The organism is Pseudomonas sp. FW306-02-D09B (genome assembly GCF_058782685.1).
In genome coordinates, this window is the sequence record NZ_JBYSXY010000005.1 from 24,095 (window position 1) to 50,594 (window position 26,500).

The following is a 26,500-nucleotide window of genomic DNA, read 5'->3' on the forward strand; positions in this document are numbered from 1 at the left end:
ACGCTGATCAAAGAACCGGACATGTCGCCGACTCCTTCATCTGGAAATACGCCCTATCGGGGTACTTGGGATTTGAGGGTGTGTAACAGGTCGTCGAAACACGCACTTGATCGCACGGCAGGAAGTGGACCTGCAACGCACAGACCTCTTCGGTGTATTGAGGAATCTCAACGATTACCTTATGTCGTGAGTAATTGGCGGCGTGACGTTTGTAGTCTTCACTATCAAGCCGACCATATCGGTCACGTTTGATATATCCGTCAGGATCCGGATCCTTCTCCCACTCCACAATTGCCCTCAATCCTGGATTCCAAACACGAGGCAGCACGCCACAGCAAACTTCCGCTCCTCCACCTACGTACGGTCCCAGGTTCGGTCCACCGGCCCCATTCACCGAAAACCAATTGATCACCGCAGAGGTATGGTTGTAACCCGTCACAGGTGCGCCCAGCATCTCACTCCTCGTCGAGCATCCGCCCACCATCAACACGCCCAGCAAAACCCACCCACGCGCCCACCATGAAGGCAATTCCTTCCCGGCCAACGCAGCGAGTTCATGACCACGGATAAGCTTCATATCAACGGCCTCGGCGGCTCATCAATAACGAACGGCGAGTTGTCGCGCAGCCATTGTTCGATGAAGGGTTGGCGTTGTTCCGGTTCCTTGAGGCCTTTCTGGTTGGCGGCCAGTTGGCTGTGGAACAGGTGGCGGATCAGGCCTTCCTTGCGGCTCATGCCGTAGTCTTGTGGCATGGCGCAGCGGTCGATGCGGTAGCTGTCGGCTTCGGTCCAGGCCAGCAGGTTGGCGACTTGTGGGTGGTCGAACATGATGACCTGGGTAGCCGGCGGCGGTGTGTGGCGCACGTAGTTGCCGGGCAGGCTTTGTGTTTGCTGGTCGCGGTCCAGCCAGTGCCAGGCGATGGCCGGGGCGTGGAAGGCCTGGCTCTGTGCCGGGGTGAGGGTTTCGCACACGGGCACAAACATCCGCGGTTCGTAGTAGCGCAACACGCCTTCAGAACGGCCCTGGTTCCACTGCGCCTGGGTGCAGCCGCGCAGGTGTTCGCTGAGCACGTCAAAGTCCCAAGGGCTGAACAACGCGAGCACATGTTGATTGCAGTCGATGGCGTTGAAGAAGGTTTTCAGCCAGGGCTTTTGGACCTTGTCCACGCGCAGCAGCAACGGCCCGAAATCGGCAATCGCGACCTCCGGGGTGTTGTCGAACAGCTTCGCCAGTTTCGGTGCATCGGGCAGGCTCGCCAGCTCTTCCAGCAGCGGGTAGTCGAGGCTGGTGGCGTCGATCAAGAGGTCAAGGTGGTTGTGGCCCAACTGCTCGGCGTCGACCCACAGTTGGTCATGCCACTGCGCATTGCTTGCGTACATGAAAGCGTCCTTTATCGTGCCGCCAGGGCTTGACTATTACGTTTGGCCCGGGCCAGGCATTCCTTGCAAACCGGCGGTGGCGGCATGGGCGTGTTGCCCAGCGCCTGCACCGGCGGCGCACCGGCAAGGTCTTTGTCTGCGGCGCCCGGCAAGCGCGGCGGCTTGATCCCAATCCCCGTCCCACTCCCCGCCGAGCCCCCGGCATTAACCTTCACCAGCGGCCCAACCACCGTCACACCCCCCGCATCCAGCTTGATAAAGCTCCCACCCCCCTTGATGGTCAGTTCCGATCCGGCCTCGATGACCATTTTGTCGCCGGCCTTGAGATGGATTTCTCTTCCGACGCTGGTCAGCTGTGCGGTGCCGATTTTGATGTGTTGGCTCTGGCCGATGGTCAGGTGGTCGTCCATCCGCGCTTCAACTTTGCGGTCGGCAAGGGTGGTGCGGTGTTCTTCAGCTTTGAGTTCGGTGTAGGTGTTTTTTTCGACGGTGTCGTGGCGTTCGTTGCCGACGCGGATTTTCTGGTCGTGTTCGATGTTTTCATCCCAGTCGCGCTGGGCGTGGATGAAGATTTGTTCGGCGCCTTTTTTGTCTTCGATGCGCAGTTCGTTGAAGCCGCCGCCACCAGGGGAGCTGAGGGTTTTGAAGACGCTGCGGGTTTTGTTCGCCGGCAAGGCGTATGGCACCTGGTTTTCCTTGTGGTACAGGCAGCCGGTCACCAGCGGTTGGTCGGGGTCGCCTTCGAGGAAGGTGACGAGTACTTCCATGCCGACGCGCGGGATGGCGATGGCGCCGTAGCGGTCGCCAGCCCAGCTGCTGGAGACGCGCAGCCAGCAGCTGGTTTTGTCGTCGGCCGCACCGATGCGGTCCCAGTGGAATTGCACTTTCACGCGGCCGTATTGATCGCAGTGTATTTCTTCACTTTTGGGGCCGGTGACTTGCGCGGTCTGGCTGCCGAGCACGCGGGGTTTGGGGTGCAGCAACGCCGGGCGGTAGAACACGTCCCACGGAGTGGCGAGGAAACGGTTGCGGTAGCCCTGGTGGAAGTCGTCCTTGTTGGCGGTGGTGTCGCTGGTCACCGACTCTTCGAGGACTTGTGGTTGCTTGCCTTCGTGGATGACTTCGGTCAGCAGCCAGAGGTCGTTCCACTCGCTGCGCGGGTGATCGGAGATCTCCAGGAAGTGGCCGCTGACCAGGGCGGTCTGGTCGCCATGGCCTTCGGCTTGCTGGTAGTCGGCGCGGTGGCGTTCCAGCGCCCGCTGGCTGAGGAACTTGCCGCGTGGGCGCTCGGTGAAGCGGCCCGGGTAGTCGTAGTCTTCCAGGTCCGGCTCGTCACGTTTGCCGTCGGGTTTGTAGGCCGCCTCCAGTTGCAGGCGCGGCTTTTCAAAATCGTAGTCGCGGCGCGTGGTGCGGCTGGTGCGGGTTTCCAGGCGCAGCGTGAAGCCTTTGATCACCGGCTCGTCGGCGACCATGCCGCTGCCCTGCACATAGGCGGTGGGCTGGTCGAGTTTCGGGAACACGGTCTGGTCGTCGCCGAACACCAGTTTGTGGCCGGAGGCCGAGTGCTGGAAGTGGTAGTGAATGCCCTCTTCCTCGCACAGCCGCTGGACGAAATGCAGGTCGGTTTCGTCGTACTGCACGCAGTACTCGCGATCCGGGCACGGCTGGCTCAGCTTGAAGCTGTAGGCGTTGCCCTTGATGCCGTGTTCTTCGAGGATCAGCGCGATGATTTTCGGCGCCGACATCTGCTGGTAAATGCGCTGGTTGGTGCGATGGCGCAGGTATTCGAGTTGCGGCACTAGCGACACTTTGTAGCGGGCCAGGCGCTTGCCGGCATCGCCTTGGGCGACACGATAGATCTGCCCGTGAATGCCACTGCCTCCGCTTTTGGAAGAAGCCGCATCGAAGGCGAGAAATGCCTGCTTGTGCAGCAGCGTCTCAAGGTCCAGATCGTGGTTTTCGCTGACCAGTTCCAAGTCGAAACGAAAGGTCTTGCTGATGCCTTCGGTGCCAGTGAACGACAGCACTTGCAGGTCACCCCGGAAGTCAGCCACGGTCAGGCTGAAATGGGTTTCGTTAGAAGGGTTGAACATTGCTTGCTCCCTGTTCGGTAGTCATCCGTTGCGCCGATGCAGCCAGCGTTGCAGCCAGGAGGAAGTGGCGCCTAGGGCGTCACGCAGTTGTACGGCGGTGATGGTGCGTTGCGCCGCATCGAAAGCCAGCGCCGTGCGCAGCGCCGGCCAGCAGTGTTTCGGAAGGTGTTTGGGCGCTTGCAGTTCACGGTCCAGGCGTTCGTCACGAGCCTGGGTCGACGGCAAGCGGCGGAACGGGTGCTTACCGCCCGCCAGTTCATAGATCACGCAGGCCACCGCGAAGAGGTCGGCGCTGGCGGTCAGCGGCGCGCCTTCCAGCAGTTCCGGCGCGGCGTAGCCCGGCGTCCAGGCGTTGAAACGGCTGCGGCTCAAATGCGGCAGGCCGGGCAATACGCCCTCCTCGGCCTGGCCGAGGCCGAAGTCGAACAGGCGCACGCCCTCCTCGCTGAGCATCACGTTGCTCGGTTTCAAATCACCGTGCAGCACGCCGCGACCGTGGGCATAGGTCAACGCATCAAGCAGCGGCAGCGCGATGTCAGGCAATTCTTGCCACGGCAGGCCCAGAGGCCTTTCGCAGAGCAGTTTGTCCAGGGTCAGCCCGCGCATCAGTTCCATGGTGATGAAGGCGCGCTGGCACTCGGTGTCCACTTCAAAGCTGTGCAAACGCACCACGTTGGCATGGCGCAGGCGTCGGGTCAGGGCGAACTCGCTGTAGAGCAAGGCGCTGGCGTCCGGCGATTCGGCAAATTCTTCGCTGAGGATTTTCAGCGCTATATACGGGTTGGGGTCGCCGAACTGTTCGTGCAGCAGGTCCCGTGCGCGATACACCGCGCCCATGCCACCGGCACCGAGCAAACGCTCGATGCGGTAACGCCCCGCCAACACGTCCGGCAACGCGCCAACGCTGGCCCGGGTCGGCGCCACGGCACGCGGTGCTGCATGGGATTTGGCGAAGGCGAAGTAGGTCAGGTTGGCAGCTTCTTCGTCGCTGACCAGCAGCTCGTCGAGCACAGGATTGAGTTCACTCATTGGCGGATCACCACGGCAGTCAGGTTGTCCCGTGCAGAGCCGCGCAACGCGCTGTCGAACAAACGCTCCAGCGCCACCTGCGGCGCGGTCAGGCTCAAGGCGTTGCCCAGCGCGTCGCTGCTCAAGCCCTGGTACAAACCGTCGCTGCACAGCAGAAACGCGTCACCGGGATAAACCTCGAGTTCGAGCACGTCCAGGGTCAATTGCTCGCTGGCCCCAACCGCACGGGTCAAGGCGCTGGCGGTCGGATGAGCCCGGGCTTGCTCGACGCCCATCTGTTGTTCGTCGATCAGTTGTTGCATCAGCGAATGGTCTTTGGACAGCTGATACAAACGCTGCCCACGCCACAGGTAACAACGGCTGTCACCGGCCCAGATGCAGGCCGCGCGATTACCGTCCACCAACAACGCCACCACGGTGCTGCCCATGATGCTGTCATGGCGCCCGGCGGTGACGGTCAATTCCTGGCCCAAGCGACGGTTGAGCCAGTGCAGGCACTGGCGCACGCCTTTGAGCCGCTCGTCGAAGCTGTCTTCGATGGGCAATTCCGCCAGGCTGGCGACGATCAACTGGCTGGCGATGTCGCCCCCCTGATGACCGCCCATGCCGTCCGCGACCACCCACAATCCCTGCTGTGGGCTGTTGAGGAAGGCATCTTCGTTGCGCGCCCGAACCTTGCCCGGATCGGTACGCGCCGCGCTGCGCCAGGGGCTGGCAACCAGCATCAGAGCTGCACCGGCATACGGAAGGTGCGCAACACGCCCATGTCGAACGGGTTCGGCGTGCGCTGGCTCATCAGCAGGTAGTTGGCACGCAGGCCGCCCACATCAGCCTTGAGCACCAGCACGTCGCGACCGCTCAGGTATTCGGTCTGCATCAAATCGAACAGACGGAACAGCGACCATGGGCCGGTGTTTTTCTCGATGCCGATCGGGCGGCCGGCCATTTTTTCGAGGACCAGGCTGGTGCGGCCATCTTGCGCGTCGGTTGGCCATTTGAAGGCCACCGGCACGATCGGGCCATGACGGTATTCCATGGTCTTGTCGCCAAAGCGGAACTCGGAACGGCTGACAGTCGGGTCGAGGGTGTACGGCTCCAGTTTGAACTGCACCTGCGGCTCGGCCGGGTTTTCGGCAAAGAAACTTTGGCGGATCACTTGTGCCGCAGCCATCTGGTCGAGGTAGACCTTGGACATCGGCAGGCTGTGACCGTCGATGCTGCGCAGGCGGTAGTTGCCCGGATCGCCGCTGACGAAAGGCCGCATGTAGGTGTCGAAGAAGCGGTCGGCGATGCCCTGCGCCTTGAAGAACTCGCGGAAGTCGCTGATCGCAACGTCGCTGGTGCTGTGGGCGTTGAACGGGTAACGCTTGTTGATCGCCTTGCCATAGAAGCTGTACAGCTCGCTCTGGTAGCGCTGGTTGAGGTACTGGTAGGAATCGTTGAGCACCAGACGCCAGGTGTCTTCGGCCAGCACGTTGAACCACACGCTGATCGGGCGCGGCAGGCGACCCGAGGCGTTGCGCAAGTTGCTCAGCGCATCGCGCTGGCCGCTCATGCGGGTCTTGGCCATTTCGAACGCGGCCTGATCCGGGGCACTGGCTCGCGCCAGGCTGGACAGTTGCAGTTGCAGGTCGTTCAGCGCTTGCAGCGCCGGGGTCAGGTCGGCAGCCGGGCCGTTGTTATCATCCAGCAAACGGTGCAGCGGTTCGAAGCGCCGTTGCAGGGATTTCTTCGCGGTGTCCGGCAGTTTTTTGGTGGCCAATGCATCGCCCGCCTTGCCTGCCACGGATGCAGCGACTTTACCCAGCGCACCGCCCTTCTTGGCGAGCAGTTTTTCCGCGGCATCCGTGACATCTTCCGTGTTGTCGACGGCGGTTGGGAAACGGGTGTTCTCGCGCACTTCCACCAGCATCTGCAAGACCGGCGAGTTGGCGGACGTCAGCCCGGCCAATTGTTCAGCACCTTCACCCGCGTCGTTGATTGGCCGCAATGCCACCTGGCCGACCGCTTCGCTCCAGAAGTTGGCGTAGTCGCGGAAGTACTGTTGCTCCAGTTCGACCATCAGGCGGCGCAAGTCCATGCCGCTCATGCCCGAGCCTTCGCCCAGCACCCAGTTGTCACGCAGGATGTCGGTGACCAGTGCCGAACCCTGGACCGAGAAGTACTGCTGATAACCCTGTTGGGTGTAGAACCCCGGGATCACGTAGTCGGTGCCGACGAACAGTACGCCCTGCGGACCGAGGTGTTGGCTGAAGCGGTAATCCGGCAGGTTGCGGGCCTGCTCGCGCAGCATCCGGTAGACCACGGTGGCCAGCGATTCGCTGCGCAGAACCTGACGCGCCTGGGCAACCAATGCATCGTTGAGCGGGTAGATAAACGGCTGCTTGAGCAGGCGTTCGAAGTGCCCGTTCAGACCGTTCTGCACCGCGGTGTTGCCGGTGTAACGGACCGACCAGTCCTGAGCCACCCAATCTTTCAGCCACGCTGGATCGCGACGGTCCTTCATGTTCAGCATCAGGTAGGCGCGCAGGCTGTTGAGCAGCCGACCGCGGTCCTTCATGTTGTTGCGGATCTGCCCTTCAAGCAGTTGCGCAACGCGTGGCAGCAACTGGGTTTCAAGTTCACGCCGATACGCGTCCTTGACCACCGGGTTGCTCTCTTGCCCCTGATACAGACCACCGCGCTCGAACATCGACACATCGCCTTTAGGCGGGAAGACCTTGGTCGCTTCATAGCGGGTATCGAGGGTTTTAAGCACGCCCATCGCGTCATCGCGAGCCGTCAGCGCCGAGCGCTGCTGGGTCCAGGTCTGCGCCAGCGAACGCAGGTGTTCCAGGCGTTCGTAGTTGGCGGAGAAACCGGTAGCCCAGAGCAAACCGAACAGCCCCAGCGCCGCCAATGCACCCACGTACAACGCACGCTGGCCCCAATGGATGCGGCTGCGCTCGCGCTTGTCCAGACCGGCCAGATCGGCCTCGGGGAAAATCACCCGGCTGAGCACGTGGTGGATGAACCGCGAGCGACCGCTGCGCAAGGTCGGTAACACGCCGCTGTCGATGCCCAGGTTGGCGCCAATGCCGGCGGTGCTCTGGTCCATCTGTTGCTTGAGGTGCGGCGCGCTGGTCAGGTAGAAACCGCGCAACTGGCTGACGCGCTGGTAGCGATTGCCGGTGAACGCCATGTCGACAAACAGGCACAGGTGCTCGCCGATCTGCCCCAGTTGATGCGGGAAGTCGAGAATGCGACCACGGCGCTGGGTGTCGCGCTCCTGGTGCATGCGCATGATCACCTGGCTGTTGAGGCGACGCAGCAGCTCTTCGAACTCTGCGCGCAGCACGGCCACGTCGGTGCCGCTTTGCTCCTTGCGAAAGCTGGTGCCGAGTACCTGATCGCTTTCTTCGCGGGTCAGCTGATCGAAGAACTCGTCGAAGCCCAACAACTGGTCGGCCTTGCTCAGCACCAGATAGATCGGCAGGTCGACGTGCAGTTTCTGATGCACGTCTTGCAGGCGCGCACGCACCTGACGCGCCAGGGTGTCGAGGTCTTGCTCGGTGCCACTGAGCAGCAATTCAACTGGAATGGTCACCAGCACGCCGTTCAACGGACGGTTGCGACGACGCTTGCGCAGCAGCTCGAGCAAGGTGGTCCAGGCGCTGCCGTCGACATCCACGTCCGGCTGGGTCAGATAACGCCCGGCGGTGTCGATCAGCACGCCGTGGTCGGCGAAGTACCAGTCGCAATGGCGAGTGCCGATGGTGTCGCGGGTGAGTTTGCGGTCGATCTTGTTGATCGGAAACTCAAGGCCCGAGAAGTCCAGCAGGCTGGTTTTGCCGCTGCCCTGTGGACCGATCAGCAGGTACCACGGCAGATCGTTGCGCCAGCGTTCGCTGCGGCCGCGATACAGGCTGGAGGTTTTCAAGGTACGCAGTGCGTCTTTGAAACGCGCACGCAGCTCCTTTTGTTCCTCGTCGATCAGCCCTTCACGGTGAATACGGTCCTGGCCGTCTTCGGTTTCTTCGACGGCTTTTTTGCGCACACCGGCGCGCCAACTGACGAAGACCATGGTCAGGCCCCAGATCAGGAACAGCACGCTGATGGTCAGCAGGCGCGAGGTCGAGCCTTCCCAGAATTTGTAATCGTTGACGGCCAGCAGCGGTCCGACGAACCACACCAGCAGCGCCACGAACAGCACCAGCAGCAGGGTCCAGAACCAGGTCTTGCGCAAGAACGCGCCGACTTTCTTGAAAAGCTTTTTCATCACACGTCCCTGTTTTACGGCTTCGACAGCGGCTGAACTGCGGCTGGATCAAGCGGCTGATAAGGTTGCAGAACAGTGTCGCGCTGCTCGCCGAGTACCCAGGCAAAACCCGAATACATCACCACCAGGCACACCAGCGTAAACAGCGCCACCATCCACCACGGCACGATACGCACCAGGCTGCGACGCTTGTCGTTGAGGCCTTCCCAGTGCGGCGACAGCTCACGCGGTACGTCGCCGCGCAGCTGGCGAATCTGCCGGTAGAGCGCATCGCGAATGCCGTCGAGTTCCAGCATGCCGCGCGCCTGTACCCGGTACTTGCCCTCGAAACCGAGCGACAGGCACAGGTACATCAGTTCCAGCATTGGCAGGTGTTTGATCGGGTTCTTCGACAGACGATCGAGCAGCTGGAAGAATTTCTCGCCGCCAAAGGTCTCGTTGTGGAAGCTGCTGAGCAGGCTCATCTGCGACCACTCGCTTTCGTTGCCCCACGGGGTGGTGACCACTGCTTCGTCGACGACGGTGCAGAGCACGTAACGCGCAGCCATCACCTGGCTGCTCTCGGCGCCGTTGTGCAGCGCACGGACTTCGAAGAGTTTCAGCGCAGCCGTCAGCCGCTGGTTGAGCGCGTGCATGTCTTCGCGGGTGGCGCTGTGCTTGAGCCGCACCACTTCCGACAGCAGGTCGGACGACGCCGCCACCAGCGAGTTGAGGCTGATGTTGAAGGCTTCCGCCGGGCGCAGGCGCGCGGCGTAGATCATCCGTTCTTCCAGTTGCTCGAAACGCGGCGGTGCCGCGAAATCGGTCAGCGGGCTCTGTGCCGGGCCATGGCCCTGACGATCCAGAAGGACGGTTTTGTCATCCTGGCTGTGATCCATTTCCTTGATCATGTCGGTCAGTTCCTGATGGCCCAGAATTTCAGTTCAAGCTCGGCAAATTCGCCGGACACGTGGAACGCGAAGCCGCCGGAGCGCTCCAGTTGTGCCAGGTCTTCGGAACTGAGTTCGAGGATGAAATAGGTTTTGTTCGAGTGGAACGGGATCTGCCGCGGCGCCACCGGCAAGGGTTTGACCTTGATGCCCGGCAAGTGCAGGTTGACCAGCTGGCGGATGCGTTCCACCGGGCCGACCTTGAGGTGTGCCGGCAGGCGATGACGCAGCTCTTCGGAGTCGCAGTTGGCACTGGCTGCCAGCACGAACGACGCCGTGCCCAGCAGTTTGTGGTCGTGCAGCGGCGACACGGTGATCCCGTATTGACGGGCTTGCAGCTCCAGTTCGATGGCGTGCTGTTCGAGCACCATCGACAGCACCTGACGAATCGCTTCCATCAGTTTGCGGAAGCTCGCGCCCTGGTCGCTGTGCTGATAGCGGCTGTCCAGACGCGGACGCTTGCTGTCGCTGGCAAAGGTCGACAGATCGCCGAGCATCGACAGCAACGTGCGGTACAACTCTTCCGGGTGAACCTGTTCCAGGCCGAGGTAATGGCGCAGGACCAGTTCGGTGCGGTTGATCAGTTGCAGCATCATGAAGTCGCCGACTTCCGCGCCACCGACCTTGCCGTTGGAGCGAATCCGGTCGGCAATGGTGTCGCCACGGTGGCCGAGCATGCTGATGACTTCTTTGAGGCACGACAGCAGGTAGCCCGACGCGTGAGCGTGGATGAAGGTCGGGACGAAATCCGGATCGAGGCTGATCACGCCGTCGGGCGTGGTGTCGAGGACTTCGCAGATCTTCAGCTTCACGTAAGCCTGGTCGCTCTGCTGCTCGCCGAGCAACAAGCGGAAGTCCGGGCGCGCGCAGCTGACCTGGCTGCTGGAATCATCGCCGGCGTTGGAGTCGGCAACTTCCGCTTCGTACGCGGTGTAGCGCGCCAGCACGTCGGATTGCTCCAGGCGACGGGACTCGATGTGGTTACCGGTCACCAGCGGCAAGGCCAGGTAGATCGGCGTGTTGCCAGTGTTCGGCGGGACGTCGAGGGCCAGCGGTTCGGTGTTGCCACCGAGTTCGAACAGGCTGCCGTCCGGGAGAATCCCCGAGGCCTGGCTGATCACCAGCTTGCCCATGTTGAGGAACTGCAAGTCGATCTCGAGCCCCAGAAACCCCCAGGTGTAACTGCCCAGCAACTGGGTGCGGGTTTTCATCTGGTTGTCGTAGTAGCGATCGTTGTGCTGGAAGTGCTGCGGACGCAGCAACATGCCTTCCTGCCAAATGACTTTATGCACGTTCATGTTCAGTCATCCGCCTTGGCGAGCTTTTGGTTTTTGTTATGGATGCCGGTCTGATCGAGGGTCAGCTCGGCCACCGTCAGATCGGCCGGGGTGACTGGAACCACGTAGCGCCATTGGGTTTCACGCAGATCGCGATACGCCGCGAGCACGCCGACGTAGCGGCTGCCGCTGTCGACGCTGAGCTTGAATTCGACGGCTTCACCCGGGCGCAATTCCAGCTCTTCGCTTGCCACCAGGTCTGGCGACAGGGATTCCTTGGCGCGCTCGTACAGGCTGAAGAAGTCAGCGTTTTCGAAGGCCACCGGGTGTTTGAGCTCTATCAGCCGCACGACAATCGGCGATGGTCGGCCATTCAGGTCCGGGTTGACCTGATCGCTGGCGGTCAGCTTGAGGTTGAGCTTGGTGACGGTGGAATACGGCGAAATCGACGAGCAGCCGGCCAGCAGCACCAGAGCGCTGAACGCTGTCAGCAGGTTGATTATTACGGCCTTGAAGCGAGACATGCGCATCATCCTTGGTGGTCGGTGTGTAGGGTGGAAATCAGGCGGATCTGTTCTTCGTAGGCCTGGGCGAAATCCCGCGCCAGCAGGCGTTCGCTCCAGTCATCGTCCTGACGCAGCGCCTGGTGATAACGGCCGTAGGCTCTCCAGCGGCTGCCAGAGGTGGCGAGCAGCGGCTTGTTGCCGTCGCGCTCGAAACGCAAGGTCAGTTGCTGTGGCGAGAAGTGTTCGAGGGTGCCGCGTACCGCCGCGCGGCTAGCGGTGAGCAAGGCCACCTGATGCGCCTGCAAATCACGGAACGCCCGCGAGATCGCCTGCCCGGCCGGCAACTGGCCGGGTTTGTCGCCCTGCAACAGAATGCCCAGCGCTTCGCCGGCATCGACGGCAAATTTCAGCGGGTTTTTGCCGGTGCCTTGAACGGTGGTCTGTGCCAGACGCAGTTCGTTTTTCAGCTCCGAACGGGTGCGCAGGCTCTGCTGCAAACCACCAACGCTTTGCTTGAGCAAACGTGCGGCGTCGATCGCCAGGGCTTCGCGGCTGTCGTGATCGAGGCCTTTGAGGTCGACGCCCAGCGCATCACCGAAATGCTCCCAGAAGCCTTCGCTTTGACGCTCGATCGCCTTGGGTGCCGGCGCAGGTTCCGGCGCGACAGGTGCGGCCACCAGTTCCGGCACCAACAGGCTTTCCATGTCGATGCGCGCGTAGTCGGCACACTGGCGCGGTTCCTGACGCGGCGCATTGAGGGCGCTCAGTTCATCGATTTCCGAGTAGGCCCGTTCCTGTTGATCGAGCGCCATGAGTGGATCAAGGTCGAGAAACGCATCGTCCGGAATGGTGCTGCCGGCCGCTTGCGGGTGGCCGACTTCGGTATCGAAGGCCGCCGGGGCGCGTACCAGCCGCGCACGGATTTCGAAATCCCCCAGCACGTAGACGCTGCCGTGTTCAACGCGCTGCGCTTCACCCTTGCGCAGACGCGCGCCGCTTTCGCTGGCCTGAATACCGTTGCTGCTGGTATCGGTCAGGAAAAACCTGCCATCGCGGTAGCTGATCAACGCGTGATGGTTGGACAGGTGACGCTTGCGGTCAGGAATGATCCAGTCGCAGTCCTCGCCCCGCCCGATCACGCCACCAGCCTGCTTGAAGGTCTTTTGGCACAAATCTGTGGGCACGAACTGCTTGGTGTTCAGCATTTCGAAAACCAGTTCCATGATGTCGCTCCTTGCGGTCACTTGCCGCGATTGACCGCCTGCGGATCACCCAGAGGGCGATAGGTGTTGTCGTTGAATTTGTAATTGCCGCTACAGCCCCCGAGGCCGCATAGAACGACGAGGGTCAGCAGGACGGCTTGCCAGTGACGAACAGACATCAGAGGGTCTCCAGGGCTAAACAATGCACAAAGCGCCGACCCTTGAGGGCGGCACTGACAGAAGCGGATGAGGTGAGATCGAGCGGGCTGGCCACAGGACTTGAGCCGATCACCTGTGGCGAGGGAGCTTGCTCCCGCTGGGTTGCGAAGCGACCCCAAAACCATGCGCGGCGGTGTTTCAGTGAAACCGCATCTGCTGCTTTACGACTGCTGCGCAGCCGAGCGGGAGCAAGCTCCCTCGCCACAGAAAGCTCTATTGCCACAGGAAGCCTCTTAGCCACAGTGAACATCCCAGCCACAATTTTTGAGTGCCAGGCTTGAGGGTCAGCCATCGAAATCACCCATGTTGATGTTCAGGCGCCCGAGGCGGTACAGCAGCGTGCGCCGTGGCAGACCGAGTGCGCGGGCTGCGAGGGTTTGGTTGCCGTCGTTTTTGCGCAGGCAATCGAGCAACAGACTGCGCTCGACCTGCTCCAGGCGTTCGCGCAGGTTCAGGCTGCTTTCCTGCGGCGCGACCTCGATGCGCAGCGAGAAATGTTCGGCCAGCAACTCGCCGCCTTCGCAAAGCAACACGGCGCGTTCGACCAGGCCTTTGAGTTCACGAACGTTGCCGGGAAAGGCATAACTCGACAGGTGATCGAGCGCCGCGTCGGACCAGCGCACCGCATCGCGTTGCAGAAAGGTGCAGGCCTTGTCGGCGAAGTGTCGGGCCAGGTCGAGGATGTCGCCTTCACGCTGGCGCAAGGCCGGCAGTTCAATCGGAAACTGCGCGAGGCGGTAGTACAGGTCTTCGCGGAACTTGCCTTCGCTGACCAGCACCGCCAGGTCGCGGTGAGTCGCGGCGATGATGCGCACGTCGATTTTGTGGGTGTCGTTGGAGCCCAGCGGACGAATCTCGCCTTCCTGCAAAACCCGCAATAGCTTGGCTTGCAGGGACAGCGGCATGTCGCCGATTTCGTCCAGCAACAAGGTCCCGCCGTTGGCCGCATCGAACAGCCCGGCGCGGTCACGGTCGGCGCCGGTGAAGGCGCCTTTGCGGTAGCCGAACAGCTCACTTTCCAGCAGGTTTTCCGGGAACGCCGCACAGTTCTGCACGATGAACGCCTGGGAACGGCGCGGTCCGCAATCGTGGATGGCCCGCGCCACCACTTCCTTGCCGGTGCCGGTTTCGCCGCGCAGCAGCACGGTGTACGGGCTGTGCAGCACCTTGCTGATCAGTTGGTAGGTCTGGCGCATCGCCGAGCTCTTACCGATCAAGCCATAACCGCTGGCACTCGGCACACTGCTGGGCATCGGCGACACATCGCCTACTGGCCGGCGCAACCGTTGCAGCAAGTGCAATTGCCCGAGCACGAACGAACCCAGTTGCCCGAGCGAATCGGAAAACCCCTGCAACTCGACCTGTTCGCGGCTGGCGCACAGTAAAAGACCGACCACAGCTTTTTGCGGGTTGAGCAACGGCACGCACAGCAGTGACTGCCACGGTACGGCCTGCTCCGGCAGGAAGCTGGTTTCGTGCAGGCTGCCACTGAGTCCGGTGAGGCTGAGCACACGGTTCTGGCACAGGGAAAACTGCAGCAGTTGCTCACCGTTGTAGTCGGCCGGCAGGCTCGCGGTTTCCCGTGGCTGCAAGATGCCCTGCAAACACTCGGCGTTCAGCCCGAGGCTGGTGTGGGTAACGTCGAGCAGGTACAGCTGACTCAGCTCACAGCCACTGAGCTCGGCGACCGCTCGCACGAAGTCACCCAGCAGCGCAGCGCCGTCAGCCGCGCACGACAAGCTGGCGAACTTCGCCAGCAAGGCTTCGGCATAGACCAGCGGTTGCGGCACTCGAGTGAACATCACACTCACCTCAGGCGAACTCGCAGGTCACGCTAGCGTCACCATCGAGCGTTGCGTGAACGCGCTTGAGGCTAATGCCTGCGGCCATCGCGTCGAGCAGACGATCCGCCACCAATGGCAGCACGTGCAGGTCGAGCAAGTGATCGATCAACCGCGCGCCGCTGTCGCTTTGGGTGCAACGCTCGGCCAGGTGATCGACGAGGTTCTGGCAGTAAGTGAACTCCAGCTGGCGGCGGTTCAGGCGCTCGCCCAGACGGCCCAGTTTGATTTCGATCAGCTCGCGCAGCACCGGGCCGCCGACCGGGTAGTACGGCACTACGCGCATCCGCGCCAGCAACGCCGGTTTGAAGTGTTTGCTGAGCACCGGGCGAATGGTTTCTTCGAGGACTTCAGCAGTTGGCCGCGCACTGTTTTCGCAGAGTTCGCTGATGCGGTCGCTGCCCAGGTTCGAGGTCATCAGGATCAGCGTGTTGCGGAAGTCGATTTCACGCCCTTCCCCATCGTTGGCCACGCCTTTGTCGAAGATTTGGTAGAACAGGTTGAGCACGTCCGGGTCGGCCTTTTCGACTTCGTCGAGCAGCACCACGGAGTACGGCTTCTGCCGCACGGCTTCGGTGAGCATGCCGCCTTCGCCGTAACCGACGTAGCCCGGCGGTGCACCGATCAGGCGCGAGACAGTGTGCTTCTCCTGGAACTCGGACATGTTGATGGTGGTGATGAAACGATCACCGCCGTACAGCAAGTCAGCCAGCGCCAGCGCGGTTTCGGTCTTGCCGACGCCGCTCGGGCCGACCAGCAGGAACACGCCTACCGGCGCATCGGGTTTGTTCAGGCCGGCCGCAGTGGCGCGCATCGAGCGGTCCAGTGCATGGACGGCTTGTTCCTGACCGCGAATGCGGGTGCGCAGGTCGGTGGCGAAGCTCGCTACCTTGGCGTTGTGCTCACGGGCCAGTTGCGCCAACGGCACGCCGGTCCAGGCGCTGATCACTTCAGCCACCAGGCGCGGGCACACCTCGAAACTCACCAGGCGTTCCTTGACCTGAGCATCGGTCAGGGCGCGGTGGGTTTCGTTCAGCGCGGCTTCCAGGGCTTCGACGCTGTGCGCTTGGTCCACGCTCGCCTCGAGGGTTTCGATCATCGTGCCTTCGGCGTCCTCCTCAACCGCGACGGTCGGCTCGACGGCCGCGGCTTCACGGGCCTTGGCCAGTTGCTGACGCAGCTCCAGCAAACGCTCGGCCAGTTCTTTTTGCTCGGTCCAGAGGGTTTCCAGGGCGACCCTTTCGTCTTCGGCGGCGTCCAGGCGATCTTCCAGCGCATCGAGCGCTTCGTGGTCGATCAGCAAACCGGCTTCGGCATCGCGGCGCAGGGCCTGACGCTGACGCCCGCCTTCGGCCAATTCGCCACGCAGGCGCTCAAGGCTTTCCGGCGCGGCAGCGAGGCTGATACGAACGCGGGCGCAGGCAGTGTCGAGTACGTCGACGGCTTTGTCCGGCAGCTGCCGACCGGCCAGGTAACGCGCCGACAATTGCGCCGCCGCAACCACCGCGTCATCGCGCAGGTAGATGCCGTGGCTCTTCTCATACACCTGAGCCAGACCGCGGAGGATGGTTACCGCTTCGCTGACAGTCGGTTCGTGCAACTGCACCGGCTGGAAACGACGAGCCAGGGCCGGGTCTTTCTCGAAGTATTTTTTGTACTCGGCCCAGGTGGTGGCGGCGATGGTTCGCAACTCTCCACGGGCCAGGGCTGGCTTGAGCAGGTTGGCCGCGTCCGAACCACCGGCATTGCCGCCCGCGCCGATCAGGGTGTGGGCTTCGTCGATGAACAGGATGATCGGTTTCGGCGAGGCTTTGACTTCGTCGATCACGCCTTTGAGGCGACGTTCGAATTCACCTTTGACGCTGGCGCCGGCTTGCAGCAAGCCCATGTCCAGCGACAGCAGTTCAACGCCCTTGAGCACTTGCGGCACTTCACCGGCGGCAATGCGCGAGGCCAGGCCTTCGACGATCGCGGTCTTACCGACGCCGGCTTCACCGACCACAATCGGGTTGTTCTTGCGCCGACGCGCAAGGATGTCGACCATCTGCCGAATCGCACCATCGCGGCACAGCACCGGGTCGAGTTTGCCGTCGCGGGCTTGCTGGGTCAGGTTGTGGGTAAAGCGTTGCAGCAGGGATTCACCCGGTACAGCCGGTTTGCCGGTGGCCGGTTGTTCCTTCTGCGACAGGGCAAAATCCTTCAGACGATCAATGTTCAGTTTCGCCAGCAATGGCTGGTAACGGCTGCCGGCATAGCGCATCGGGTTGCGCAGCAGCGCGAGGATCAACGCGGCCTGTTCGACCTGGCTCTGGCCCAGTTCAAGGTTGGCCACCAGCAACGCATCTTGCAGCCACTGCACCAGTTCCGGGGCGAACACCGGGTTGCGCGAGGCGCTGTGCTCGACCCGCGATTGCAACGCGGCGCTGAGTTCGCCAGCGTCGACTTCGGCGTCTTGCAGCGCGCGTGCGAGCAAGCCTTGCGGGCGCTCCAGCAGGCCCAGCAACAGGTCTTCGACGAGGATTTTGCTGCCGCCACGGGCGACGCAGCGTTCGGCCGAACGTTCCAGGTCACGACGGGTTTCGGCGTCCAGCGCCTGGATCAGTTGTTGCAGGTCTACGTTGATCATTGGTCTCTCGTCCTTAATGAATTTTGCTACCCAGGGTCACCACGCCGTCCGCGTGTTCGCGGCCCAGCCAACTGGTCCACCCCAGGCGACAGGCGTTCTGCTCACCGATGCGCAGTTCGCGGATTTCTTGTTGGCGCAGGACCAGGCGAATGTCGTAATCGAGCGGGTCACGCAGGGTGAACCGCACCAGCGCACACAGCGGCTGGTAGCCGAAACCGATCGGCAGGAATTCGTGAAAGCGTTGCCAGTCGAGCTCGCGGATGTGAATCCGGAACTTGCCGCTGCGATCGCGCACGCTCTCGCCCAGCACCAGGTCTTCACCGAGCGCGCTGTTGGCACGGCCCAGGCAGTTACGCTGTTCGTCGAGGATTTCCACGCGGCGCTCGATGCACTGCTCGATGGTCAGTTCGGCGTGCTTGAAGTAGTAACGCAGCACGGCCTCGATCAACGCCGCCGAGTGCGCCCGCAGACTCAACAGGCCGAGGTAAGGCAGCAGGCGTTTCCAGTTCAGTTCCTGGGCCTTGCGAATGTCTTCGCCACCCAGGCCGATCAGCGCAAACAGCTGCGAGGAAAACGGGTCGAGGGCGCCGCTCTGGAAGCTCGCGCGGTAGCGGTACTTGCGCCAGATCGGCAGCATCAGCCGTTGCAGGCGATGGTGGAACAGGTCGAGGAAATGCCGTGTCGGGTTGCCGTCTTCGCTGTCGCCCAGCGCTTGCTCACCGTAGAACGCCGGCAGCGGCGAACCGGAACCGACCAGGCCGATCAGGTTGAAACGCAGACGCGCGCGCAGTTGCCCGTGCTCACGGAAAAACTCCACGCGATCGACATCGCTGCCAGGGAAACCCAGGCTCGGGTTGGCCTGGAATTCCAGCTGGTCGTAGAGGTCCTCTTCGCTCAGGTACGGGTGGGCCTCGCGCAGCCGATCGACGACCAGCAGCACGGCCTGAAACAGCGAGTACTCGCGTATTCCTCGGGTCAGCCCGCTTAAAGCAGAGGCTGAAGGCCCATACGTGGTGTCCATTGGTACACCTCTCCCTGTGTGCTTTTTACCCGCAGCTCGTGGTACGAATTGAGACTGGCGTAAAGCGCGAAAAACTCGTTAAGAACCGAAGCGAAAACGAACAGGTCGCCTTCACCGATATAGCCTTCCGGGTCGATGGTCAGCTCGGTGCGCAATCCGCGCAGCGGCAACCCTCGGTGCAACCGGTCGACGTGCTGGTGTTTGATCGACTTGAGCCCGCCCAGCAGGCGTTTGCTGACCTTCTCCGCGTGCTGGTCGTAGTAGCGCGGCAAGTCGTAGGTTTCGAGAATCACCTTGAGCGCGTCGACGTTGGCCAGCGACAGGTAGTTGAGCGACATGTTGCTGATCAGCTTCCACAGAAAGTCGTGGCTCAGCGGTGGCGCGAAGCTCGACGTGGCCGGGGTGATGTTGCGGAAACTGAGGAACTCCGGGGTCTCTTCGCAGGCCACGCAGATGTCGCCGAGCTTGAGCCGGCGCGGCAGGTTCTGGTTGGTGCAGATCAGCTCGATCGACAGGGTTTCATGGGCTTCGGTGTGGCGAATGCCGAAGCTCAGGTAAGTGTCGAGGCCGTCGTGCAGCAACGAGGTGCGCTGGCGAATGCTGTAATGCGGACGGCTTTGCGGCACGTCGAAACTCGGGTCGTGCTCGAACGATTCGAACGGCACGTATTCCTGATAACCCAGGCCGCCGGGCTTCCAGCCGGTGACGCCTTCAACCGAAAACACCCCGCAGTTTTCCAGGTCGTATTCGGCCGGCAGCAGCAGGTACTCGTCCTGTTTACCGTCGAGGCGAATCGGCAAGGCGTCATGCTTGAACAGGTTGACGATGGGCGTGCAGTAGAGCTTCACGTTGTCCAGGGTCGGGCGCAGACGCTGGATGCCGCTCTTGCGAATGTCAAAGCGCAGTTCCAGGCCGCGCATCTGCTTGAGTGTGTCTTCGGGCAGAGACTTGAGCAGGTCCAGACCGTTCAAATCGACGAACAGGAACTTGTCCTGGAAGGCGAAATATTCCTGCAGGTAGCGATAGCCACGGAAGGTGTTCAGCGGATACGGGATCAACGCTTCTTCTTCGGCAAAACCCACCGGCTGCACACGGTCGCCAGGCATCTTGAACGCCATCGGTGTGCCGTTGGCGCCATTGAGCGGCTTGCCGGCCGCGTCCAGCGGAATCAGCTCGATGCCTTCCAGATTGCGCAGCAAGCTCAGGTAAAGCATCTGGCTGATGTAACGCTCGCCGGCCAGGTGCAGGCGCAGACGACTCAGGTCCAGCTCACCGATATGCCCGTCGCAACTCATCTCCAGGCGCAGGCTCAACAGCGAACCGTCGCCCTTCACCGAGTACGTCAGCGCAGTCAGGTCCAGCGGCAGGACTTCAGTCGGGTAGCAGGTGCGAAACCGGCAACGCACATCATCGATCGGCACACTCTCGATCGGCGTATCACGCTCCACCTGCAACGCCGGCCCGGAACGCTTCAACGGGTCGAACTGTAAAATGCTGAACGCCGGCAACGGCCGCATGTAGTTCGGCCACAGCAGGTGCATCAGCGAATGGCTGAGCTCCGGCAACTCGTCATCGAGCTTCTGGCGCAGGCGGCCAGTCAGGAACGCAAAACCCTCCAACAACCGCTCCACGTCAGGGTCACGCCCGGCTTGACCGAGGAAAGGTGCCAATGCCGGGCTACGCTCGGCGAATCGACGACCCAACTGGCGAAGTGCGGTGAGTTCGCTTTGGTAGTAGTGGTTAAAGGACATGGAATAGCTGCCTGATCATGAATTTAAAGTGAAGTTGCCTAGGTGGCAGCAACTCCAAGAGTGGCTCTCGCAACCTCGGCGCCTTTCAACGTTGCAGAATTCATAGGCGCTGACTCAGAACACAAATCAAGCACCATTAGTTAGGTATCACTTCATAGGCTATGTTACTGATGAAAAAATTCGCCCAATGCTCTTTCCAGTTCGGAATGGACAATACAAAGACGCGACGGGACTTATCGAAATCAACCCAAGTAATCCCCACGACTTTCTTATCCTCATAAGATTGCATGCCCAATGAAGTTTTCGACATCAATGGCGTACGATATATTTTCCCTGGCTGTTCTAGATCGGTAAATCGAAGATAAATCAGATTAGACGACACAAGCACGGGACCTGCTCGAACGGCCTCAACTTTATAACGACCAGACTTGCTCACGTTCGAAACATATGACTCACGATTAAGCACATCCGCGACAAGAACAAAAAAACCAAGAATCACGCCAATCACCAGCGCAAAAAAACAATAAATGATTTTCTTAGTTTGCGTCATTTTTTGGAAACTCTATTGGCGCTGCGCTGACGTTCTCATACAAAATATCGGAGTAGACACGAAAGTCACCACCCTTGCCGCTCGACTTCCGATAGTCTCGAAAGTCTCCGTTTTGCACAAACATGTAATGTTTGTGCTCTAGCGCGTTCATTTCCTGCGCCTGCTCAGGACTAAGACCGCCTCTTGCTTGAAAAGCAATGCTGTTCTGTTTCATTCGGACATCTGAGTTCTGAGAAAACCCCTTTTTAAAACTGGTTTCCAGGCCATCGAAGTTCCAGTAGCCCAATGCCTGGCTAGGTTCAAACCAGCCGTCATTGAAGTCGTAGGAGTCCTCTACATAAAAACCAATCCGTTCGGGGATAAGCGTGATGCTTTCCTGTGTGACGCTAATATTGCCGTCCGCGAAAACATGTACGTTAAAGTTAGCGAGTGCCGCCCGTAGTTCGTTAACGTCATCATCACCACTTTGATTAAATACAATAGTCTCACTATTGGCGCAACCAACCCTTTCTACTTCACTTGCCTTGCTGAACTTGAAAGGATACACGCCAGGCTCTTTATCTTTATAAGCTGGCAATAATACTTTCCTGCGCAGGTGTTCCTGGGCAGCCGGGTTATTCCAACGATTGCGCAAGCTATCAACAGCGGCTTTGGTTCGATCGAAAGTCATTGCCCAACTCATCGTGACAATAGTTTCGTTGATGTATTCCTCGGGAGCGAATTCATCATGAGACTTTACGAGTTCTGCCATTCCACCATCGTCTGTGTTCGGCCATGGTTTTCCGTCAAACCAGTGCTGCATCAAATCAGCCGCCACAGGCCAGTTCATCTTTCTCATGGCATCGGGAATATCGGTCACTTTGAACAGGCACACTGCCACCGACCGACCCACCTTGTTACTGGCCGGAGTCATTGTCGAACTTACTGTAGTAGTGGCCATATAAAACTCCTATCCAAAAATAATCCCGAGTACGGGCGCGACCATCAGGCGATCAATACTCTCGATTGCGGTTCAATTACCAACTCGAACGCCTCCTGCACTTCAGAAAACACGGTTTGTGTTCGACCACTCGTGTCCGTCACCCCTTGGATGACTTTTCCTGAAGCAGTTTTGATCGTGTATTCAACCCCGGCCAAGGGTTCGCCGCTGTCCTGGCAATTGATCACAAAGTGCTCATTGAAGGGCCACTGAATCTCCACCGGCAACGGCGCTACAAACGGCGCCGGCGAATGCGAATTCCCAATAATCACCGTCCCGGACCCCGCCGTAACTTTGTTGCCATGAGTCCCAACGGAATCCACTGTCGCCGCCGCCTTACCGTTTATAAAAACCGTCGTCGCCAACCCGCCCGACATCGCACCACCACACGCGCAGGCATCGCCTTCGCGGGCGGCCGCGAGGCCGTCGAAGAATACGTCGCCGGAACCGGCGGCGATCGGGTTGGTGCTGTGGCCGGGGAGCGGGCAAGCGGTTGGGTCACCGACTCGTGCTGCGGGTTTGCCGGACATCGTCGTCTCCTTAATTGACCTTGACTTGACCGCTGCCATCCAGGCGCGCGGCAAAACTGACCTGACGCTTGAAACCTTCAACTTCCAGCAGGCCTTCGATGCTGAAGGTCAGCCTGAGTTGATCGTTGTCTCGCGGCAGGGAAACGACACGCACGTTGGTGAGGCGTGGCTCGTAGGCTTCGATGAAGCGTTCGATGGCCAGGCGGGCCTGACTCAGGGAGTCATGCAGGCTCAGGCGCATGTCGTTGAGATCGGGTAGCCCGTAGTCGGACAGCGTTTGCACGCTGCCCGCACGGGTGCTGAGCATCTTGGCCAGATGGGCAGCCACCGACGCCATGGCGGAGACCTCGCGGCTCCAGCCGACGCGTTTGTCCGCGTCGCCACCCAGGCGTTCGAAAAGGCTGCCGTATCCAGTCATGAGTCAGCTCCGCTTACTCTTTGTCCAGCTTGCCAACCAGCGACAGGGTGAAATCGGCACCCATGTACTTGAAGTGCGGACGCACGTTCAGGCTGACGCGGTACCAGCCTGGCTCGCCTTCAACATCGCTGACGACGATCTGGGCAGCACGCAGAGGACGACGGCCACGCACTTCGGCGCTCGGGTTTTCCTGGTCGGCAACGTACTGGCGGATCCACTTGTTGAGTTCCAGCTCGAGGTCGGTACGTTCTTTCCACGAACCGAGTTGCTCGCGCTGCAGCACTTTCAAGTAGTGAGCCAGGCGGTTGACGATCATCATGTACGGCAGTTGGGTGCCGAGCTTGTAGTTCAGCTCTGCAGCCTTGCCTTCAGCGCTGATGCCGAAGAACTTCGGCTTTTGCACCGAGCTTGCGGAGAAGAACGCGGCGTTGTCGCTGCCTTTGCGCATGGTCAGGGAGATGAAGCCTTCCTCGGCCAGCTCGTATTCACGACGGTCGGACACCAGCACTTCGGTCGGAATCTTGGTTTCGATTTCGCCCATGCTTTCGAAGTGGTGCAACGGCAGGTCTTCAACCGCGCCACCGCTTTGCGGGCCGATGATGTTCGGACACCAGCGGAATTTGGCGAAGCTGTCGGTCAGCTTGGTGCCGAACGCGTAGGCGGTGTTGCCCCACAGGTAGTGCTCGTGGCTGTTGGCGACGGTTTCTTTGTACACAAACGATTTCACCGGGTTTTCTTCCGGATCGTACGGGTTGCGCAGCAGGAAACGCGGGACGGTCAGGCCGATATAACGCGAGTCTTCGGACTGACGGAAGCTCTGCCATTTGGCGAATTGCGGGCCTTCGAAGTGATCTTTCAGATCCTTCAGGTCCGGCAGGCCGGTGAAACTTTCCAGGCCGAAGAATTTCGGGCCGGCAGCGGCGATGAACGGCGCGTGAGACATGCACGCAACGCTCGACACGTACTGCATCAGTTTCACATCTGGCGAGCTTGGCGACATGAAGTAGTTGGCGATGATCGCGCCCACCGGCTGACCACCGAACTGGCCGTATTCAGCGGTGTAGATGTGCTTGTACAGGCCAGCCTGCATCACTTCCGGCGAATCTTCGAAGTCGTCCAGCAGGTCTTGCTTGGAGACATTGAGGATTTCGATCTTGATGTTTTCGCGGAAGTTGGTGCGGTCGACCAGCAACTGCAGGCCACGCCACGCCGATTCCAGCGACTGGAAGTCCGGGTGGTGGAGGATTTCGTCCATCTGACGGCTGAGCTTGGCATCGATCTCGGCGATCATGCGGTCAACCATGGCTTTCTTGACCGGCTCACCGTTGTTCTGCGGCTTGAGCAGTTCTTCGATGAACGCCGACACGCCGCGCTTGGCGATGTCGTAGGCTTCGTCGTCCGGGGTCAGACGCGTTTCGGCGATGATGCTGTCGAGAATGCTGTATTCGCCGTTCTCGTTACTCTTTTGCTGCGCTGCGCTGGTGCTCATAGTGCTGGCTTCCTTGGCTGATAGGGACTCAGGCGTCCTGGGCTGCGGCGTTCAGGCCCAGCTCACCCAGTACGCGACCGCGCGATTCATCGTCGGCGAGAACGCCTTCGATGGCTTTGCGGAAGGCAGGTGTGTTACCCAGTGGGCCTTTGAGGGCCACCAGTGCGTCACGCAGTTCCATCAGTTTTTTCAGCTCAGGCACTTGCTCGACCAGGCTGGCCGGGTTGAAGTCCTTCATCGAATTGACGCGCAGTTTCACGGCCAGCTCTTCGGTCTCGCCCTCTTCCTGAAGACGGTTCGGCACGCTCAGCGTCAGCTGCAGTTCTTGCTTGGCGAGTACTTCGTCGAAGGTCATCTTGTCGATGCTGATCGGCTTGCGATCTTCAACTTTGCGCTCGTCCGCGCGGTGGGTGTAGTCACCGATTGCCAGTAGTTTCAGCGGCAGTTCAATCTCTTCCTGAGCACCGCCGGTGGCAGGTTTGAAGGTGACGTTGATGCGTTCCTTGGGGGCTACCGAGCCTTCTTTGGCCATGGCTTTTCTCCTTGCGGTTGTGGCCCTGGGGCCTATTCGAGTACCACTTCGAGATCGAGGTGGCACAGCCTGCGATAAATCTCTTCCTTGCGTTCTCGCACTGCGTGGTTCTGCGGCAACAACTCACAGCAGCTATGCAGGAGGTGCAGCACTTCCAGCGCAAGATCAGGCTCCCAGGCGTGCAAGCCTGAGTTCTGTAATTCTGAATCGAGGGTTTCGAGCTGGGTCTTGGCCAGTTCGTATTTCTTGGCCAGGAAGCACAGCCGCGCCAGGCTGAACTGCCAGAAGAACCGCACGCGCCCGCCGTAGGCAGCTTGCAGGCCTTGCTTGAGAATCTGCACCGCGGCCTTGAGGCCGTCCTTGCGCAGCACCGGCAAGACGTCTTCGAGCGCCAGTTCCCAGGCCGGTTGGCTGGCGCTGACTTCGACTTTGCGCGGCGCGCTGGCGGTTTGCAGATGGGGCATCACGTGGGCGCTGATCCAGGCGCGAGTGGCCGGATCTGCGAACGGCGCGCCATCGTGGTAACGCAATTCGACGATGCCCGGCAGGCGCTGAATCAACAACGCGAAGTGGATTTCCACTTCGCGCATGGCCAGCTCGGCGTTCAGCCCTTGCAAACATTCCCAGACCAGCCGCTGGCCATCGAACCAGAACGGCGCCTTGGCCAGGCTCGCCTCCAGCTCCACCAACAGGTCGGCGAATTGCCCCTGGTCGAAACGGTCCTGGTAGATTTTCAGTTTGTCCGCCGGCAGCCCGCGCAGAGCAGTGATTTGCTCGGCGTTGCGCTCGGGGACGGCGTCGATCGGCAGCCACAGCAACGTGCGGTTCAGGCGCAGGGCGCGCAGGTCGGTGGCTTTCTGTTTCAACCACCAGGCGCACAGTGGGCGCGCATTTTCCTGCTGCGCGCGCAGGGCCTTGTGGGCTTCTTTTTCGTTGTCGATCGGCGCGCCGGGGGTGAACAGTTGCGTCGCAACCTGCTTGACCTGAGCCACCACCGCACCGACAGCACCGGGCTCCGGCTGGTTGTCGGCGGCACGCTGAACCATGTTTTTCAGACGGCGGGAGATCGGCAGCAGCAGCGGTGCGTCGTCGCCCATGTGCTCGGTGCAGGCAGCATCGAGACCTTCCAGGTGCTCGACCAATCGGCGGAACAGCGGCAGTTGCTCTTTGATCGCGACGTTTTCGTTCAGCACCTGCTCGAGACGCGGCACCAGCCAACTGATGGCAGCGGAGCGGGTGCGGGCTTTGTTGGGATGAACCTCGGCCCAGTGGTTCTCGCACAGGTGGTGCAGAAGTCCGAGGCCGGCCAGCAGTCCCTGAAAGGATTCGCGTTGGTACAGGGCCCAGGTCAGCCAGGCACCGACTCGTAAATCCTTGGACTGGGTGCGCAGCAGGTTTTCGCTGTTTTCGCGGATTTTCAGCCAGTCGATCTGACCGCTTTCGTGCATGGATTGGGCTTTACCCAACTCGCTTTCCAGTGCCTCGTATTCGCTCGAAAAACGAACATCCTCGCCCGCGAAATTCTCTTTGGAAACAGAGGCTTTGGCGAGTTCAAGGTAATGGGCAGAAAGTTTGTTTGAGTAGGACATCCGTGGCCTTTAGTTAGAACGACTGTCATCGCCCGTTGGGATTCCAATGGCGCGGGATTGCATTAAAAAAACGGCGAAAGCCTTCTCTAATTGAAGCCATGCTTTTTTAAAAGCGGCCGCATCACAACTGACCCCCTCCTGATGGGGCGTGAAGCATGCCAAAAACAAAAAGTTATGAATGTAGGAACATTCTTAAACTGAAACCGGACATTTCAGATATGGCTTCTGGACTCTTCCTACTGAGCGAGCCCCATGAAAAACAGGACACCATTTCCCCCTTA

General features: G+C 60.7%; 22 protein-coding genes. All 22 read right to left on the minus strand.

The features are described 5' to 3' along the window. Window positions 1–7 precede the first annotated feature (7 nt). On the minus strand, window positions 8–484 hold the full coding sequence (gene tli1a, locus AC3WK5_RS10360) for a Tli1a family immunity protein (protein ID WP_256585112.1): 477 nt from the start codon (window positions 482–484) through the stop codon (window positions 8–10). 89 nt (window positions 485–573) lie between these two features. Further along, complete coding sequence (gene tla1 / locus AC3WK5_RS10365; protein ID WP_103314741.1) at window positions 574–1,380, minus strand: toxin Tle1 chaperone Tla1; 807 nt, start codon at window positions 1,378–1,380, stop codon at window positions 574–576. 11 nt (window positions 1,381–1,391) lie between these two features. Beyond that, the gene (locus AC3WK5_RS10370; protein WP_103314742.1) at window positions 1,392–3,473 is read right to left on the minus strand and encodes a type VI secretion system Vgr family protein; all 2,082 of its coding nucleotides are present in this window, start codon (window positions 3,471–3,473) and stop codon (window positions 1,392–1,394) included. Window positions 3,474–3,494: 21 nt separating this feature from the next. Beyond that, the gene (locus tag AC3WK5_RS10375; RefSeq protein ID WP_103314743.1) at window positions 3,495–4,502 is read right to left on the minus strand and encodes a serine/threonine-protein kinase; all 1,008 of its coding nucleotides are present in this window, start codon (window positions 4,500–4,502) and stop codon (window positions 3,495–3,497) included. Next, complete coding sequence (locus AC3WK5_RS10380; protein ID WP_103314744.1) at window positions 4,499–5,227, minus strand: PP2C family protein-serine/threonine phosphatase; 729 nt, start codon at window positions 5,225–5,227, stop codon at window positions 4,499–4,501. Before AC3WK5_RS10380 ends, AC3WK5_RS10375 begins: the two co-directional genes overlap by 4 nt. Next, window positions 5,227–8,760, minus strand: a complete 3,534-nt coding sequence (tssM, locus tag AC3WK5_RS10385) for a type VI secretion system membrane subunit TssM (RefSeq protein ID WP_103314745.1) — start codon at window positions 8,758–8,760, stop codon at window positions 5,227–5,229. Before tssM ends, AC3WK5_RS10380 begins: the two co-directional genes overlap by 1 nt. A 14-nt stretch (window positions 8,761–8,774) precedes the next feature. Continuing rightward, window positions 8,775–9,650, minus strand: a complete 876-nt coding sequence (gene icmH, locus AC3WK5_RS10390; protein ID WP_103314746.1) for a type IVB secretion system protein IcmH/DotU — start codon at window positions 9,648–9,650, stop codon at window positions 8,775–8,777. 5 nt (window positions 9,651–9,655) lie between these two features. Continuing rightward, window positions 9,656–10,987 (minus strand): type VI secretion system baseplate subunit TssK, encoded by a 1,332-nt coding sequence (gene tssK, locus AC3WK5_RS10395; protein ID WP_103314747.1) that lies wholly within the window; start codon window positions 10,985–10,987, stop codon window positions 9,656–9,658. A 2-nt stretch (window positions 10,988–10,989) separates the two neighbouring features. Continuing rightward, window positions 10,990–11,490 carry a type VI secretion system lipoprotein TssJ gene (gene tssJ, locus AC3WK5_RS10400; RefSeq protein WP_054594674.1) on the minus strand — a complete coding sequence of 167 codons (501 nt, stop codon included), beginning with the start codon at window positions 11,488–11,490 and terminating at the stop codon, window positions 10,990–10,992. 5 nt (window positions 11,491–11,495) lie between these two features. Beyond that, a complete protein-coding gene (tagH, locus tag AC3WK5_RS10405; protein ID WP_103314748.1) occupies window positions 11,496–12,695 on the minus strand; it encodes a type VI secretion system-associated FHA domain protein TagH in 1,200 nt (399 codons plus the stop codon). A gap of 17 nt (window positions 12,696–12,712) precedes the next feature. Beyond that, the gene (locus AC3WK5_RS10410) at window positions 12,713–12,853 is read right to left on the minus strand and encodes a hypothetical protein (RefSeq protein ID WP_008030659.1); all 141 of its coding nucleotides are present in this window, start codon (window positions 12,851–12,853) and stop codon (window positions 12,713–12,715) included. A gap of 324 nt (window positions 12,854–13,177) precedes the next feature. Beyond that, a complete protein-coding gene (locus AC3WK5_RS10415; RefSeq protein ID WP_103314749.1) occupies window positions 13,178–14,695 on the minus strand; it encodes a sigma-54 interaction domain-containing protein in 1,518 nt (505 codons plus the stop codon). A 10-nt stretch (window positions 14,696–14,705) separates the two neighbouring features. After that, window positions 14,706–17,360, minus strand: coding sequence for a type VI secretion system ATPase TssH (gene tssH / locus AC3WK5_RS10420; RefSeq protein WP_103314750.1), 2,655 nt, complete (start codon window positions 17,358–17,360; stop codon window positions 14,706–14,708). Window positions 17,361–17,373: 13 nt separating this feature from the next. Continuing rightward, window positions 17,374–18,381, minus strand: coding sequence for a type VI secretion system baseplate subunit TssG (gene tssG / locus AC3WK5_RS10425; protein WP_103314751.1), 1,008 nt, complete (start codon window positions 18,379–18,381; stop codon window positions 17,374–17,376). Continuing rightward, entirely contained in the window at window positions 18,345–20,132 is a 1,788-nt protein-coding gene (gene tssF, locus AC3WK5_RS10430) for a type VI secretion system baseplate subunit TssF (RefSeq protein ID WP_103314752.1), read from the minus strand. The genes tssG and tssF overlap by 37 nt, the downstream gene beginning before the upstream one ends. 136 nt (window positions 20,133–20,268) lie before the next feature. Next, on the minus strand, window positions 20,269–20,682 hold the full coding sequence (locus tag AC3WK5_RS10435; protein ID WP_103314753.1) for a hypothetical protein: 414 nt from the start codon (window positions 20,680–20,682) through the stop codon (window positions 20,269–20,271). Beyond that, window positions 20,669–21,622, minus strand: coding sequence for a DUF6402 family protein (locus tag AC3WK5_RS10440; RefSeq protein WP_103314754.1), 954 nt, complete (start codon window positions 21,620–21,622; stop codon window positions 20,669–20,671). Before AC3WK5_RS10440 ends, AC3WK5_RS10435 begins: the two co-directional genes overlap by 14 nt. 44 nt (window positions 21,623–21,666) lie before the next feature. Continuing rightward, complete coding sequence (locus AC3WK5_RS10445; protein ID WP_103314755.1) at window positions 21,667–22,191, minus strand: PAAR domain-containing protein; 525 nt, start codon at window positions 22,189–22,191, stop codon at window positions 21,667–21,669. Window positions 22,192–22,201: 10 nt separating this feature from the next. Beyond that, a complete protein-coding gene (tssE, locus tag AC3WK5_RS10450; RefSeq protein ID WP_054594682.1) occupies window positions 22,202–22,609 on the minus strand; it encodes a type VI secretion system baseplate subunit TssE in 408 nt (135 codons plus the stop codon). 13 nt (window positions 22,610–22,622) lie between these two features. After that, window positions 22,623–24,098 carry a type VI secretion system contractile sheath large subunit gene (tssC, locus tag AC3WK5_RS10455; RefSeq protein ID WP_054594683.1) on the minus strand — a complete coding sequence of 492 codons (1,476 nt, stop codon included), beginning with the start codon at window positions 24,096–24,098 and terminating at the stop codon, window positions 22,623–22,625. Between the two features lie 28 nt (window positions 24,099–24,126). Continuing rightward, entirely contained in the window at window positions 24,127–24,630 is a 504-nt protein-coding gene (gene tssB, locus AC3WK5_RS10460) for a type VI secretion system contractile sheath small subunit (RefSeq protein ID WP_054594684.1), read from the minus strand. A 32-nt stretch (window positions 24,631–24,662) separates the two neighbouring features. Beyond that, window positions 24,663–26,219, minus strand: a complete 1,557-nt coding sequence (tssA, locus tag AC3WK5_RS10465; RefSeq protein WP_103314756.1) for a type VI secretion system protein TssA — start codon at window positions 26,217–26,219, stop codon at window positions 24,663–24,665. Window positions 26,220–26,500 lie beyond the last annotated feature (281 nt).

Bases quoted from the DNA above. Each gene is read 5' to 3' on its own strand.
- tli1a (WP_256585112.1), bottom strand. From the start codon at position 484: ATGGTGGGCGGATGCTCGACGAGGAGTGAGATGCTGGGCGCACCTGTG.
- tla1 (WP_103314741.1), bottom strand. From the start codon at position 1,380: ATGTACGCAAGCAATGCGCAGTGGCATGACCAACTGTGGGTCGACGCC.
- AC3WK5_RS10370 (WP_103314742.1), bottom strand. From the start codon at position 3,473: ATGTTCAACCCTTCTAACGAAACCCATTTCAGCCTGACCGTGGCTGAC.
- AC3WK5_RS10375 (WP_103314743.1), bottom strand. From the start codon at position 4,502: ATGAGTGAACTCAATCCTGTGCTCGACGAGCTGCTGGTCAGCGACGAA.
- AC3WK5_RS10380 (WP_103314744.1), bottom strand. From the start codon at position 5,227: ATGCTGGTTGCCAGCCCCTGGCGCAGCGCGGCGCGTACCGATCCGGGC.
- tssM (WP_103314745.1), bottom strand. From the start codon at position 8,760: ATGAAAAAGCTTTTCAAGAAAGTCGGCGCGTTCTTGCGCAAGACCTGG.
- icmH (WP_103314746.1), bottom strand. From the start codon at position 9,650: ATGATCAAGGAAATGGATCACAGCCAGGATGACAAAACCGTCCTTCTG.
- tssK (WP_103314747.1), bottom strand. From the start codon at position 10,987: ATGAACGTGCATAAAGTCATTTGGCAGGAAGGCATGTTGCTGCGTCCG.
- tssJ (WP_054594674.1), bottom strand. From the start codon at position 11,490: ATGTCTCGCTTCAAGGCCGTAATAATCAACCTGCTGACAGCGTTCAGC.
- tagH (WP_103314748.1), bottom strand. From the start codon at position 12,695: ATGGAACTGGTTTTCGAAATGCTGAACACCAAGCAGTTCGTGCCCACA.
- AC3WK5_RS10410 (WP_008030659.1), bottom strand. From the start codon at position 12,853: ATGTCTGTTCGTCACTGGCAAGCCGTCCTGCTGACCCTCGTCGTTCTA.
- AC3WK5_RS10415 (WP_103314749.1), bottom strand. From the start codon at position 14,695: ATGTTCACTCGAGTGCCGCAACCGCTGGTCTATGCCGAAGCCTTGCTG.
- tssH (WP_103314750.1), bottom strand. From the start codon at position 17,360: ATGATCAACGTAGACCTGCAACAACTGATCCAGGCGCTGGACGCCGAA.
- tssG (WP_103314751.1), bottom strand. From the start codon at position 18,381: ATGGACACCACGTATGGGCCTTCAGCCTCTGCTTTAAGCGGGCTGACC.
- tssF (WP_103314752.1), bottom strand. From the start codon at position 20,132: ATGTCCTTTAACCACTACTACCAAAGCGAACTCACCGCACTTCGCCAG.
- AC3WK5_RS10435 (WP_103314753.1), bottom strand. From the start codon at position 20,682: ATGACGCAAACTAAGAAAATCATTTATTGTTTTTTTGCGCTGGTGATT.
- AC3WK5_RS10440 (WP_103314754.1), bottom strand. From the start codon at position 21,622: ATGGCCACTACTACAGTAAGTTCGACAATGACTCCGGCCAGTAACAAG.
- AC3WK5_RS10445 (WP_103314755.1), bottom strand. From the start codon at position 22,191: ATGTCCGGCAAACCCGCAGCACGAGTCGGTGACCCAACCGCTTGCCCG.
- tssE (WP_054594682.1), bottom strand. From the start codon at position 22,609: ATGACTGGATACGGCAGCCTTTTCGAACGCCTGGGTGGCGACGCGGAC.
- tssC (WP_054594683.1), bottom strand. From the start codon at position 24,098: ATGAGCACCAGCGCAGCGCAGCAAAAGAGTAACGAGAACGGCGAATAC.
- tssB (WP_054594684.1), bottom strand. From the start codon at position 24,630: ATGGCCAAAGAAGGCTCGGTAGCCCCCAAGGAACGCATCAACGTCACC.
- tssA (WP_103314756.1), bottom strand. From the start codon at position 26,219: ATGTCCTACTCAAACAAACTTTCTGCCCATTACCTTGAACTCGCCAAA.